This window comes from Kitasatospora sp. NPDC056076 (assembly GCF_042266305.1).
Classification (GTDB): Bacteria; Actinomycetota; Actinomycetes; order Streptomycetales; family Streptomycetaceae; genus Kitasatospora.
In genome coordinates, this window is sequence record NZ_JBHJWG010000086.1 from 1 (window position 1) to 12,045 (window position 12,045).

At 75.5% G+C, this 12,045-nt stretch carries 11 protein-coding genes; 4 read left to right on the forward strand and 7 right to left on the reverse strand.

Features of this window, described 5'->3' with window-relative positions:
• Both ACFC1T_RS37275 and ACFC1T_RS37280 read right to left on the reverse strand, forming a co-directional pair.
• A partial coding sequence (locus ACFC1T_RS37275; RefSeq protein ID WP_375896931.1) for a sigma factor occupies positions 1 to 395 on the reverse strand: 395 nt, incomplete at its 3' end.
• A 138-nt stretch (positions 396 to 533) separates the two neighbouring features.
• A complete protein-coding gene (locus ACFC1T_RS37280) occupies positions 534 to 704 on the reverse strand; it encodes a hypothetical protein (protein WP_375896933.1) in 171 nt (56 codons plus the stop codon).
• A gap of 213 nt (positions 705 to 917) precedes the next feature.
• On the opposite strand from ACFC1T_RS37280, the gene ACFC1T_RS37285 reads away from it, so the two are divergent.
• Both ACFC1T_RS37285 and ACFC1T_RS37290 read left to right on the forward strand, forming a co-directional pair.
• Positions 918 to 2,138 (forward strand): sensor histidine kinase, encoded by a 1,221-nt coding sequence (locus tag ACFC1T_RS37285; protein WP_375896936.1) that lies wholly within the window; start codon positions 918 to 920, stop codon positions 2,136 to 2,138.
• Positions 2,139 to 2,149: 11 nt separating this feature from the next.
• The gene (locus tag ACFC1T_RS37290; RefSeq protein ID WP_375896939.1) at positions 2,150 to 2,827 is read left to right on the forward strand and encodes a response regulator; all 678 of its coding nucleotides are present in this window, start codon (positions 2,150 to 2,152) and stop codon (positions 2,825 to 2,827) included.
• Positions 2,828 to 2,865: 38 nt separating this feature from the next.
• On the opposite strand, the gene ACFC1T_RS37295 is transcribed toward ACFC1T_RS37290, so the two are convergent.
• The 5 genes from ACFC1T_RS37295 to ACFC1T_RS37315 all read right to left on the reverse strand — a co-directional run bounded on the left by ACFC1T_RS37295 (position 2,866) and on the right by ACFC1T_RS37315 (position 7,557).
• Positions 2,866 to 3,708: a siderophore-interacting protein gene (locus tag ACFC1T_RS37295; RefSeq protein WP_375896942.1), complete on the reverse strand. Its 843-nt coding sequence runs from the start codon at positions 3,706 to 3,708 to the stop codon at positions 2,866 to 2,868.
• Positions 3,709 to 3,814: 106 nt separating this feature from the next.
• Entirely contained in the window at positions 3,815 to 4,630 is an 816-nt protein-coding gene (locus tag ACFC1T_RS37300; RefSeq protein ID WP_375896945.1) for a hypothetical protein, read from the reverse strand.
• A gap of 105 nt (positions 4,631 to 4,735) precedes the next feature.
• Positions 4,736 to 5,827 (reverse strand): VWA domain-containing protein, encoded by a 1,092-nt coding sequence (locus ACFC1T_RS37305; RefSeq protein ID WP_375896947.1) that lies wholly within the window; start codon positions 5,825 to 5,827, stop codon positions 4,736 to 4,738.
• Positions 5,828 to 5,995: 168 nt separating this feature from the next.
• On the reverse strand, positions 5,996 to 6,559 hold the full coding sequence (locus tag ACFC1T_RS37310) for a hypothetical protein (RefSeq protein ID WP_375896950.1): 564 nt from the start codon (positions 6,557 to 6,559) through the stop codon (positions 5,996 to 5,998).
• 155 nt (positions 6,560 to 6,714) lie between these two features.
• The gene (locus tag ACFC1T_RS37315) at positions 6,715 to 7,557 is read right to left on the reverse strand and encodes an SAM-dependent methyltransferase (RefSeq protein WP_375896953.1); all 843 of its coding nucleotides are present in this window, start codon (positions 7,555 to 7,557) and stop codon (positions 6,715 to 6,717) included.
• 282 nt (positions 7,558 to 7,839) lie between these two features.
• Between ACFC1T_RS37315 and ACFC1T_RS37320 the strand changes: the two genes are divergently transcribed.
• Both ACFC1T_RS37320 and ACFC1T_RS37325 read left to right on the forward strand, forming a co-directional pair.
• A complete protein-coding gene (locus ACFC1T_RS37320) occupies positions 7,840 to 9,861 on the forward strand; it encodes an NHL repeat-containing protein (RefSeq protein WP_375896955.1) in 2,022 nt (673 codons plus the stop codon).
• Positions 9,862 to 9,994: 133 nt separating this feature from the next.
• Positions 9,995 to 12,045 (forward strand): MMPL family transporter (locus tag ACFC1T_RS37325; protein ID WP_375896958.1); only part of this gene is annotated, 2,051 nt, incomplete at its 3' end.

Here is a 12,045-nt window from a genome sequence, read left to right on the forward strand (position 1 = left end):
GCCTGGAGCAGCACCGAGCGCTCCTCGACGTCGCGGTGGTCGGCGCCCGGGGTGTGCGCCCGCTCGGGGAGGACGGGTACGAGCAGCTGCCTGACCCTGCGGCGCCGGTGGCGGCTCAGGTTGTTGTTCACCAGGGCCCGGTGGACGTAGGCGTCCGGTTCCTGGAGGCGGCTGATCCGGGGCCAGTTCCGGAAGGCCTTCGCGAACGTCGCCTGTACGACGTCCTCGGCCTCGTGGTAGTCGCCGGTGAGCAGGTAGGCGGTGCGCACCAGCCGTGGCCAGCGCGAGGCGGCGTACCCCTCGAAGTCGAGCTCCCGCAGGCCGGGGCCGCCCGCGGCGGGCGGAGCGGGCCGGGGCCGGTCCTCCACCGGGGCGGGCAGTATCCTCGCGGTCATCCAGTTCCTCTTCACGTTCCGCGCGACGGCCCGACCGGGCCATCGCTCTGCCCTACTCACCGCCGCGACGGCGCAAGGGTTGCACGCCGGAACCGAATCCTCCGACCGGGGCCACGCGACCGGCCACCCGGGCTGCCGCTACCTGCGCCCCCGCCCCCGCCCGCCGCTCCTGAGGTCCGCCCGGCGCAGGCGGTTGCGGCCGTAGGCCCAGAGCACGGGGACGGTCACGGCGACGGCGACGACGGTGTCGGCCAGCAGCAGGGCGGGGACGCGCCACAGGGGGCGCAGGGCGCGGGAGAGGCGGTGCACGGTTCGAGGTCCTTTCCGGCGGGCCGGACGGGCGTCCGGCTTCCGTGGAAGCGGTGGAGGCGGTGGAAGTGGTGCAAGTGGTGGAAGTGGTGCAAGTGATCGTCACCGGGCGGGCGGGGTGCGCGGAACGGCCGATCGGCCGAGGCCGGGGGCCGGTGCCTCGGCCGAACGGTGGAGGTCCGGGGCGCCCGGGGCCGCGTACCGTGAACGACCATGATCACCTTCCCGGCGCGCGCCGAGTTCGCCTCCTGGGCCGCCGAGCGGCGCGGCCCGGCCATCGGGGTCGCCGCCGCGACCGCGGCCGCCGTCACCGCCGAGGCGTTCGCCACCGGCTTCGCGCCGACGGTCCTCGCGACGGTCGCGGTCGGCCTGCTCTGCCTGCTGGCCCTGCTCTCGCCGCCCCGCCTCCTGGTGCGCACCGGGTGGGCCGCGGTGACCGCCTCGATCGCCCTGTCCCTCGTCACGGGGCAGCTGCGGCACCGCCCCGAGGTCACCTTCGGCCTGACGGAGATGGGCATCCTGCTGCTGCTCGTCACCCGGGCCGTGCGCTACCAGCCGCCCCGGCACCTGTTCCCGCTCGCCACCGCCGCCTGGCTGGCCACCCCGCTGCTCGTCCTGCGGCTGCCCGGCTCCGAGTGGGTGCACGTGGGCCGGTACGTCGTGCCGGCCCTGCTGCTCGCCGCCCCGGTGGCGGTCGTGCTCGGCCTGTACCTGCGGCTGCTCGACACCACCCGGGGGCGGGAGGAGAACGCCCGGCTGAACGCCCAACGGCTGGAGTACGCGCGTGAGTTGCACGACTTCGTCGGGCACCACGTCACCGCCATCACCGCCCAGGTCAAGGCGGTGCGCTTCACCACGGCGGCGGGCTGCCCGCCGACCCCGCAGGTGCTGGACCGGGCGCTGGCCGACATCGAGGACGCGGCCGCCCAGGCCACCGAGTCGATGCGGGCCATGGTCGCGCTGCTGCGCCGGCCGGACCGCCCCGCCCCGCTCTGCGCCCCCGCCGGCCTGGACGCCCTGCCCGCCCTGGCCGCGGCGCTGCGCGCCGCCGGACCGGCCGTCTCCCTCACCGTCGACCCCCGGCTGACCGCGACGCCCCCGGCGGACCACATCGCCTCCGCCGTCCACCACATCGTCCGCGAGTCGCTGACCAACATCCGCAAGCACGCGGCCCGCGCGGACACCGCCGGCATCGACGTACGGCTGTCCGCCGGCGACCCCGGCGTCCTGACGGTCTGCGTCACCGACGACGCGCCCCGGCCCGCCGCCGAACCGTCACCGGGCCGCGGCCGCGGCGGTTTCGGCATCGCGGGCCTGCGCGAGCGCGTGCACGCGCTGGGCGGGGAGCTGAGCGCGGGGCCCGGCCCGGTCGGCGGCTGGCAGGTCGCCGCCGAGATCCCGCTCGGCCGAAGCGCCCCCCGTCACGCTTCGTGACAGCTGGCAGGATGGGCGGCATGACCATCCGTGTCCTCCTCGCCGACGACCAGGTCACCGTGCGCGCCGCGTACCGGATGATCCTCGACTCCCAGCCGGACATGGAGGTCGTCGCCGAGGCCGGGGACGGCCGCACGGCGGTGGCCGAGGCCCTGCGGCTGCGCCCCGACGTCTGCCTGCTCGACATCCGGATGCCCGGCACCGACGGCCTGGAGGCCACCCGCCTGCTGGCCGGCCCCGACGCCGAGCACCCGCTCAAGGTCGTCATCGCGACCACCTTCGACCTCGACGAGTACGTCCACGGCGCGCTGCGCCACGGCGCCTGCGGCTTCGTCCTCAAGGACTGCTCGCCCGCCCTGCTCATCGAGGCCGTGCGCGCGGCGGCCGCGGGCGACTCGCTGATCTCCCCCTCCGTCGCCTCCCGGCTCCTGCGCGACCTCGCCTCCCGTCCGCCGGCGCGGCCCCGGCGCCGCGGCCCCGACACTCCCCCGCCCCAGGAGCCGCTCACCCCGCGGGAACGGGACGTCGTCGCGATGGTCGCCCGGGGACTGACCAACGACGAGGTCGCCGCCGCCCTCCACGTCACCCTCTCCACCGTCAAGACCCACCTCGGCAACGTCCAGCGCAAACTCGGCGCCCGCAACCGCGTCGAGGTCGCCGCCCGGGCCTGGCAGCACGGCCTGACCTGACCCGGGCGGCGGCGCCGCGGCCGGGGCGCCGGGGCGGGTCAGCCGGTCTGCTCCTGCTCGGCCTCGACCTGGGCGTTCCACTCGCGCTTGGCGGCCCGCCAGGCCTCGTCGCTCTGGCCGAGCCGCCAGTAGCCCGAGACCGACAGCCGCTCGCGCGGGACGCCGCGCTCCACGCGCAGCAGGTAGCGCAGGTCCTTCACGAAGCCGGCCTCGCCGTGCACGAACGCGGACACCGTGCCGGCGGGGAACTCCAGGGCGCCGACCGCCTCGACCAGCGCCTCGCCCACCGGGCGCGCGCCGCGGTGCAGCCAGTGGATCGCGGCCCCGGCGGGCGAGAGGACCTTCTGCTCCTCGGCGGCGTCCGCGACCTCGACGAAGGCGTGCACCACGGCGCCGGCCGGCATCCGCTCCAGCGCCGCGGCGATCGCGGGCAGCGCGCTCTCGTCGCCCGCCAGCAGGTGCCAGTCGGCGTCCGCGTCGGGGGCGTAGCCGCCGCCGGGGCCCAGGAAGCGCACCGTCTCACCGGGCTGCGCGCGGGCCGCCCAGGGCCCGGCGAGGCCCTCGTCGCCGTGCACCACGAAGTCGACGGTCAGCTCGTGCAGCGCCTGGTCCCAGGCCCGCACGGTGTACGTCCGGGTGACCGGCCGCTGCTCGGGCGGGAACTCCTCGCGGATCCGCGCGAGGTCGAAGGGCTCGGGGTAGTCCACGCCCTCGGGGGCGAAGAGCACCTTGATGTAGTGGTCGGTGAACTCGGTGGCGTCGAAGTCCGCCAGCCCCGCGCCGCCGAGGACCAGGCGCACCATGTGCGGGGTGATCCGCTCGGTGCGCAGCACCCGTGCCTCACGGGCGCGCGGTGTCCGGCGGGTCGGTTGCTCTGCCATGGTGCCCCCTGGGCCGTGTGGTCGTCGCGCTGCCTGGTTAGGCTTGCCTAAGTTAGCACTTCTGAGGCGGCGTCCGGTCCGGGGTGGGGCGGGGGTGTCGTGGGGCTCAGCGCGGCGGGTCGATCCTCTCGACCGGGCCGAAGTCGCGGAAGGTGCCGCGGGTGCGGATCTGGACGCCGCCCAGGTCGGTCTTCCGGTCGAAGCGGACGGTGCGGCCCTGGGCGTCGATCCACTGGTCGAGCCGGAAGCCCTCCACGCCCTTGCTCTTGAGGATCTTGTAGTGCTCGGCCTCCAGGGGCTTCACCTGCTCCACGCCGACCGTGCCGGCGAGGTGGAAGCAGGGCGTGCCCTCGCAGTCCTCCATGCCCGTGCGGGCGGACGGGCCGAGGGCCAGCAGCGCCTTGGCGTAGCCGTGGTAGTCGGCGACCCGGTCGCCGAGCGGTGAGGTGCGCCAGCTGCTGCCGCTGCGGATGTAGGTGGTGCCGTCGCCGGTGACGACGACGTTCGGGGTGTCGCTGCCGCCGGCCACGTCGCCGCCGGCGGCGCTCATGGACTCGGTGAGCCGGCCGGAGCGGACCGGGCCGTTGAGGTTCACCCGGGCCTTGGTGCGCGAGTTGAGCGGGCCGGCCTCGGTGGTGAAGTCCTGGGTGGCCGCGTACGGGGTCGCCTCCGCGAGCGCGAGCGCCTTCTCCGGGTCGATCGCCCCGCCCGCCGTCGTGGCCACGGCGGTGGCGGTGGTCGCGGCGGGGGTGGGCGTCGGAGTGGCCGTGGGCGTGGGCGTCGGGGTGGCGGTCGGCGCGGCCCCGGCGGTGGTGGCCGGCGCGGTCGGCGAGGCGGTCGGCGCCTTGCCGTCGTCGCAGCCCACCAGGGCGGCGAGGGAGACCGTGGCGGCGGCGACGGCGAGCACGGTGGAGCGGCGCATGGTCAGGAGACCCCCCGGTCGGACGAAGTGACGGGGCATCCTGACACAGCGGCTGCTCCGCGGGCGAACCGATTTCCCGCCGCCGTCGCCGCCCGGGGCCGGTGGTCAGCGCAGGACGAGGAGCTTGGTGCCCGGGACGAGCTTGCGGTTGACGGAGGTGGACTGGACGAAGACGGTGTAGGAGGGGTTCTCGCCGGGCTTGACGACGGCCTCCGCGGCGGGCAGGCCGAGGAGTCGGCGGGCGGCCGGGCCGGAGAAGACGCGGCCGGTCATCCGGCCGGTGGCCGGGTCCTTCTCGGCGACGGCGAGCTGCTTGTTGCCCTGGATCTTCTCGCGCTTGGAGAGCTCGTAGAAGGCGCAGCCGGTCGTGTAGGGGTGGCCGGAGCTGGTGACGAAGTCGCGGATGGGGGACGCCTCGTCGACGGGTATGAGGATGTACTTGCCGGTGTCCAGGGCGTCGAGGTTGGCCGTGACCTGGGTGGTGTCGAGGTCCTGGCCCATGGCGAAGAGGTTCTTGGTGCCGCGCACGCCCTGCTCGCGCCCGCGCAGGAAGCTGGTGGCGGCGGACTTGACGGTGCCGATGGCCTCCTCGACGCCCTTGCTGGAGTCGGCGTCCCAGATGGCGATGTTGCCGGCCGGGAAGCCGTACTCCTGGGCGGTGCGCTTGGCGAGGGAGTTGGGGACCAGGATCGCGGAGGTCCAGTGGTCGGGGAGGCCGTCCATGGCGCCCTGGATGCGGTCGAGCCAGGAGCGCAGGACGGCGGCGCCCTGGCCGCCGTTCATCCGGGTGTGCATCTGGCCGCTCTGGGAGCAGCCGGAGGCGTTCTCCTCGCCGTCGGTGACGACGACCTGGAGGAAGGAGTGCTCGCCGTAGCCCTCCCAGATGTTCTTGAGGTCGTCGACGGACTTGACGGCGGCCTCGATCAGGGCGGTGGCGCCGTTGTCGACCTGGTAGAGGCCGCGCAGGGAGGGCAGGTGCTTGACGTCCATGTCCCAGACCAGGTTCTGCACCTCGTGGTCGAAGGCGTAGAGGCTGATCCGGGTCTCGTGGCCGAGGCGGTCGGACTCCTCCTGGAGGCCCTTGACGAACTCGTCGACGACGCGGACGAGTTGGGCCTGGTGCTGGCGCATCGAGCCGGACTTGTCGACCACGAGGGAGACGTGGTTGACCTTGTGCTTGATCCTGTTCGCGGACATGGCTATCCCCTTTTCCGGCGCGCGTGCGAGGCATTTCCGGAGTCTCTCGCGGGGTTCGCCCGCGGCGCCTTTCGGCGTTCCCTCCAGCGTTGTGACCACTCTAGGGGCGGGCACTGACATCGCGTCGGGCGCCGGCGGGCGGGGTCGCGGGCGCCGTCGGCCGGGGGGTCAGGCCTCGTCGGCCTCGTCCTGCTCCTCGTCGTCGGCGCGGGAGAGGGCGTCGGTGATCAGGCGGGTGGCGAAGTCGCGGTCGTCGCCGCAGATGCGGTTGACGTACTCGGCGAGCAGGGTGGCGGTGGCTTCCAGGGGGTTCATCTCGGCGTCGGTCCAGGGGCCGTACTGGGCGCGCCACAGGTTGGGGCTCAGGTCGCCGGCGGCGGCGACGAGCAGGCCGGCCATGGTGGGGACGACCTCGGGGCGGAAGGTGCGGGGCATCATGCGCATGGTGGCCAGGAGGCTGGGCAGCACGTACTCGATGACGTCCTTGCCCTGGTCCTCGCAGGCCTTCCGCAGCCAGTTCATGTACAGGTAGATGAGGGTGCAGGCGCCCTCCAGCAGGGCGGCGAAGCCGTCCGGGCCCAGCGAGGCGGCGAGGTGGTCGACCATCTCGCGGTGTGCGGGGTCGGCGCCGGTGCGGCCGTCGTAGAGGGCCTTGAGCCGGGAGTCGATGACCATGAGCGCCGCGCTCACGTCGCCGGCGGGGGCGTACTGGGGGTCGCAGGGCGAGGTCACGGGACTCCTCCGGGGCGGGTGCCGACGGCCGCGGCGGGGCGGCCGCTCCCAGCAGAGCGGACCGGGGCCGGGCCGGGGGCGGGAACCGGCCCGGCGTCACCCGGACGGGAGGAGGAGGCCGGGGTGTTGACGGATCGGCGGGCCCGGCGCCCGGGTCAGGGCTTGAGGGCGACGCCGGCGTAGAAGGAGACCTGGGCGTCGGTGACGCCGGCCGGCAGCAGGTCGGCCTCGTCGGTGCCGTCGGGGTGCCAGCGGTGGGCGGGGACGATGCCCGGGTCGAGCAGGTCCAGGCCCGCGAAGAGGGTGGCGAACTCGGCGCGGGGGCGCAGCCGCAGGGAGGTGCCGGCCTGGTTGTAGATCTCCTGGACCTTGGAGGCGCCGGGCGGGTCGAGTTCGGCGGTGGCGTGGGAGAGGACCAGGGCTGAGCCGGACGGCAGGGGGTCCAGGAGGTGTTCGACGATGGCGTGGGCGTCGTCGAGGTCCGGGACGAAGTGGAGCAGGGCGATCATCGACAGGACGACCGGCCGGTCCAGGTCGAGGGTCCGGGCGACCTGGGGGGTGTCCAGGATGGCGGCGGGGTCGCGGACGTCGCCGTGGACGTAGGCGGTGCGGCCCTGGGGGGTGCTGGTCATCAGGGCGCGGGAGTGGGCCAGCACGACGGGGTCGTTGTCGGCGTAGACGACCCGGGCGGCGGGTTCGACGGCCTGGGCGACCTCGTGGAGGTTGGGCGAGGTGGGGATGCCGGTGCCGATGTCCAGCCACTGGCGCAGGCCGCGCCGGGCCAGGGCGCGGGTGGCGCGGTGCATGAAGGTGCGGTTGGCCCGCACGGCGGTGCGCATGGTGGGGAAGACGGTCAGGACGCGTTCGGCGGCTTCGCGGTCGACGGCGAAGTTGTCCTTGCCGCCGAGGAAGTAGTCGTACATCCGGGCGCTGTGCGGGATGTCCTGACGTATCTGCGGCGCCGCCGGCTGCTCGGGGTCGGGCTCGGTCGCGGTCATCCAGGTTCCCCCCATGCTCATTCGTGTCCCTTCTTGATCACACCGGGCCGGGGCAGTCTAGCCAACTCGCCGGTGTCGCGCGGGAAGTCGGCGGGGGCGGGTGGGGCTCGGCCGTCCCGGGCATTTTCCGCCGCGTCCGGCGGCCGGTCGCGTACGGGCGGCCCGGGATGTGGCAGGTAGGAGGGCGGCGGCCCCGCCGAGTGCCCCGGCGCGGGCGGGTCCGGCCCCTTCCCCTCTGCTGTCAGCTCCTGCTGTCACCTCCTGCGATCGAACGGAGTCCCCATGCGTCGACACCGCGGCGTCCTGCTGACCGCCGCCCTCCTGGCCCAGCTGGCCGCCGGGCCCGCGCACGCCGCGCCGGCCGGCGGAGGGGAGGAGGCCGGGCAGTGCGGGGTGGTGCGCAGCGGTGACGCGCCGCTGGGCGGGGCGCGGGTGACGCTGTACCAGGCCGGGGAGGGCGGGGGCGGGCGGCCGCGGGTGCTGGCCCGGGGGCGCAGTGACGGGCAGGGGCGGTTCAGCCTGGACTACCGGCGGCCGAGGGACGCGCGGGCGGTGCTGTACGTGCTGGCCGACCTGCCCGGACACGGGGACGGGCTCGGCGTGGGCGGGGCCGGGCGGGCGGAGGCGCCGGAGGGGGCGGGCGGCGGGCCGGTGACGCTGGCCGCGGTGCTCAGCGGTGGCGGGGCGCCGCCCGAACTGGTCGTCAACGAGCGGACCACCGTGGCCGTGGCCTACGCGCTGGCCCGTTTCACCGGCCCGGACGGCGTCGCGGGCTCCTCCCCCGGGCTGCCGAACGCCGCCGCCCTCGCGCACAACCTGGCCGACACCGGCACCGGCGGCATCGCCCCGCTGCTGGCCGCGCCGCCCAACGGCGCGCTGACCTCGACCATGGCCGAGGTCAACTCCCTGGCCAACCTGCTGGCCTCGTGCGTCACCGGCGACTCCTGCGGGCGGCTGCTGGAGCTGGCCCGGCCGCCGGGCGGCGAGCGGCCGCGCAACACGCTGCTGGCCGCCGTGAACATCGCCCACGCCCCGGGCCGCAACGCCGCCGAGCTGTTCGCGCTGGCCGCCACCACCGAGCGCTACCGGCCCGCGCTGGGCGCCGCGCCGGACGCCTGGACGGTGGCGCTGCGCTACGCGGGCAACGGGCACGAGCTCGACGGCCCCGGCAACATCGCCTTCGACGCGGACGGCAACGCCTGGGTCAGCAACAACTACCGCTACGGCCCGGACCCGACGGTGCCGGTCTGCGGCAGCGACACGGTGCTCAAGTTCACCCCCACCGGGCAGGACGCCCCCGGCGCCCCCTACCGCGGCGGCGGCCTGTACGGGGCCGGCTTCGGCATCACCGTGGACGCCAGAGGCAGCGCCTGGGTCGCCAACTTCGGCTTCCAGGGCCATGGTTGCCCACTCGATCCGACGCCGCTGGAGCGCAGCCTCTCCCAGTTCGCCCCGGACGGCACCCCGCTGTCGCCGCCCGCGGGCTGGCGCGGGGCGGGCATCGTCCAGCCGCAGGGCATGGCCGCCGACCGGGCCGGCACGGTGTGGGTCGCCAACTGCGGTTCGGACAGCGTGGCGCGGATCCCGGACGGCGACGGGGCCGCGGCCCGGGAGATCCCCACGCCCGGCCTGCACAAGCCCTTCGGCGCGGCGGTGGACCCGGCCGGGCGGCTGTGGGTGAGCGGCAACGGCAGCGACAGCGTCCAGGTGGTGGGCCCCGACGGCGCGCTGGAGCGGACCGTCACCGGAGGGGGCCTGCGCCGGCCGCTGGCGGTGGCCACCGACAGCCGGGGCAACGCCTGGGTGAGCAACAGCGGCATCCTGCCGGTGCCCTGCGGGGACAGCACCCCCGGCGACCTGGCGGACGCGCTCGGCGGCGAGGACGGCCCGCGCCCGGGCGCCTCGGTGACCCTGATCGGGGCGGACGGGACACCGGCGCCCGCGCCCTTCGCCAACGGCGGGCTGTTCCTGCCCTGGGGGGTGGCCGTGGACGGGGACGACACCGTGTGGGTGGCCAACTTCGGCGGCCACCGCGTCGCCCGGCTGTGCGGGGTCAACCTGGCGGCCTGCCCGCCCGGGGTGCGCACCGGTGAGCCGATCTCGCCGCCCGGCACCGGGTACACGAGCGACGGGCTGGAGCGCAACACCGGCGTGCAGATCGACCCCTCGGGCAACGTCTGGCTGGCCAACAACTGGCGCACCGTACCGGTGCAGGCCAACCCGGGCGGGCACGAGCTGGTGGTGCTGGTCGGGGCGGCGGCGCCGGTGGGCACGCCGCTGCTCGGCGGGGGCGGGCGGCCCTGACCCGACGGTGGGCGGCGGCGGGGAGGCGGCCGTCGGGGCGACTACCCGCCGGTACCGGAGGGCCGCGGCGGCCCGCGGGGAACACTGCGCCGGTTCGGCGCACCAGCGCGCAGGAGACCCCGGGAGCCCGTCCATGCCGCCGTCCGCCCGCCGTGTCCCCCCGGCCGCCGCGACGCCACCGCCCGCCAGGCGCGCGGCGCTGCGGCGCCTGGGCGAGTGGTGCGCGCGCCACTCCGTACTCGTCCTCGTGCTGTGGATCGTCGCCCTGGCCGGCGTCCAGGCCGCCAACCGGACGGTCGGCGGCAGCTACTCCGACGACTTCTCCCTGCCCGGCACCCAGGCCCAGCAGGGCCGGGACGTGCTGCAGGCGCACGAGCCGGCCGCCGCGGGCACCAGCTCCCAGGTGGTGCTGCACGACGCCCAGCAGCTGACGGGCTTCCAGCCGCAGATCGCCCAGACCGTCACGGCGCTCCAGCAGCTGCCGCACGTGATCAGCGCGCAGAGCCCGCTGCCGCCGGCCGGGCAGAGCGCCCCGCCGGGCGGGCCGCTGGCCCCCGACGGGCTGACCGGGTACATCACCGTCCGCTTCGACACCACCCCGGCGCTGCTGGGCCACGACTACCTGGGCGGGGTGGACGCGGCGGTGGCGCCGCTGCGCCAGGCCGGGGTGCAGGTGGAGTACGGCGGGCCGCTGGGCGAGCTGGCCCGGCCGGCGGCGGACGACCGCTCCAGCGAGGTGATCGGCTTCGCGGTGGCGGTGGTGGTGCTGCTGGTGGGGTTCGGCAGCGCGATCGCGGCCGGGCTGCCGCTGCTGACGGCGCTGATCGCGGCCGTGGTCGGGCTGGGCGCGCTGGGGCTGGTCGCGGCGCTGTCCACCTTCGCGACCGTGGCGCCGACCCTGGCCACGATGATCGGCATCGGGGTCGGCATCGACTACGCGCTGTTCCTGCTGACCCGGCACCGGCAGAACCTGATGGACGGGGTGGACCCGGTCGCCTCCGCCGGGCAGGCGGTGGCCACCAGCGGACGGGCGGTGCTGGTCTCCGGCTGCACGGTGATCATCGCGCTGTCCGGGCTGTCGGTGTCGGGCATCTCCTTCATCGCCAAGCTCGGGGCCGCGGCCGCCGTCACGGTGGTGTCGGCGGTGCTCGGCGCGCTGACCCTGCTGCCGGCGCTGATGGGGCTGATCGGGCGCCGGATGGACCGCTTCGCCGTGCGCCGTCCGATCGCCGAGGCCGGGGGCGGCGGCGAGGGCGGCGGGAGCTGGCACCGCTACGCCCGGCGGGTGGAGGCGAACCCGTGGCGCTACCTGGTCGCCGGGGTGGTCGCGCTCGGGGTGCTGTCGATCCCGCTGTTCTCCATCCAGCTGGGCCACATCGGCGACGGCGCCGACCCGACCTCCTTCACCGACCGGCGCGCCTACGACCTGGTCTCCCAGGCCTTCGGCCCAGGGGCGAACGCGCCGCTGACCGTGGTGGTCGACCAGAGCGCCGTGGCGGCCGGGTCGCGGGCCGGCGTGCAGGGCGCCGTGCAGCAGGCCCTCACCGGCCTGCCCGGCGCGGCGAGCACCACCCCGCTGCAGACCAGCCCGGACGGCGCCGTGCTGTTCGCCACCGTCGTCCCGGCCGGCGCCCCGCAGGACCGGGCCACCACCGACCTGGTCAACCACCTGTCGGACACCGTGCTGCCCGACGCGGTGGCGGGCAGCGGCGCCAGGACGTACGTGACCGGCAACACCGCGGCCCAGGTCGACTTCCTGGACATCGTCTCCGGCCGGCTGGTCCTGATCATCGCGGTGGTGGTCGCGCTGGCCTTCCTGATCATCCTGGCGGTCTTCCGCGGCCTGCTGGTCGCCGTCAAGGCCGCGGTGCTCAACCTGCTGTCGATCGCCGCCTCGTACGGGGTGGTGGTGGCGGTGTTCCAGTGGGGCTGGGGCGGGCCGGCGCTCGGGGTCGCGGGGAAGGTCCCGATCGAGAGCTACGTGCCGATGATGATGTTCGCGATCGTCTTCGGGCTGAGCATGGACTACGAGATCTTCCTGCTCTCGCGGGTCCACGAGTCCTGGCTGCGCCCCCGGCGCCGCCCGGTAGCCGTGGCGCCCGCGCGGGGGAAGACCCCGCGGGGGGTCACCGGCGCCGGGCTGATAAGGGGGTGGGTGTTCGCGCCGGTGAACGGCATCGCCCA

What these genes read in the sequence shown, in the direction of transcription:
- ACFC1T_RS37315 (WP_375896953.1), bottom strand. Translation starts at nt 7,557, where the DNA reads ATGACCGCGACCGAGCCCGACCCCGAGCAGCCGGCGGCGCCGCAGATA.
- ACFC1T_RS37295 (WP_375896942.1), bottom strand. Translation starts at nt 3,708, where the DNA reads ATGGCAGAGCAACCGACCCGCCGGACACCGCGCGCCCGTGAGGCACGG.
- ACFC1T_RS37320 (WP_375896955.1), top strand. Translation starts at nt 7,840, where the DNA reads ATGCGTCGACACCGCGGCGTCCTGCTGACCGCCGCCCTCCTGGCCCAG.
- ACFC1T_RS37305 (WP_375896947.1), bottom strand. Translation starts at nt 5,827, where the DNA reads ATGTCCGCGAACAGGATCAAGCACAAGGTCAACCACGTCTCCCTCGTG.
- ACFC1T_RS37300 (WP_375896945.1), bottom strand. Translation starts at nt 4,630, where the DNA reads ATGCGCCGCTCCACCGTGCTCGCCGTCGCCGCCGCCACGGTCTCCCTC.
- ACFC1T_RS37290 (WP_375896939.1), top strand. Translation starts at nt 2,150, where the DNA reads ATGGGCGGCATGACCATCCGTGTCCTCCTCGCCGACGACCAGGTCACC.
- ACFC1T_RS37285 (WP_375896936.1), top strand. Translation starts at nt 918, where the DNA reads ATGATCACCTTCCCGGCGCGCGCCGAGTTCGCCTCCTGGGCCGCCGAG.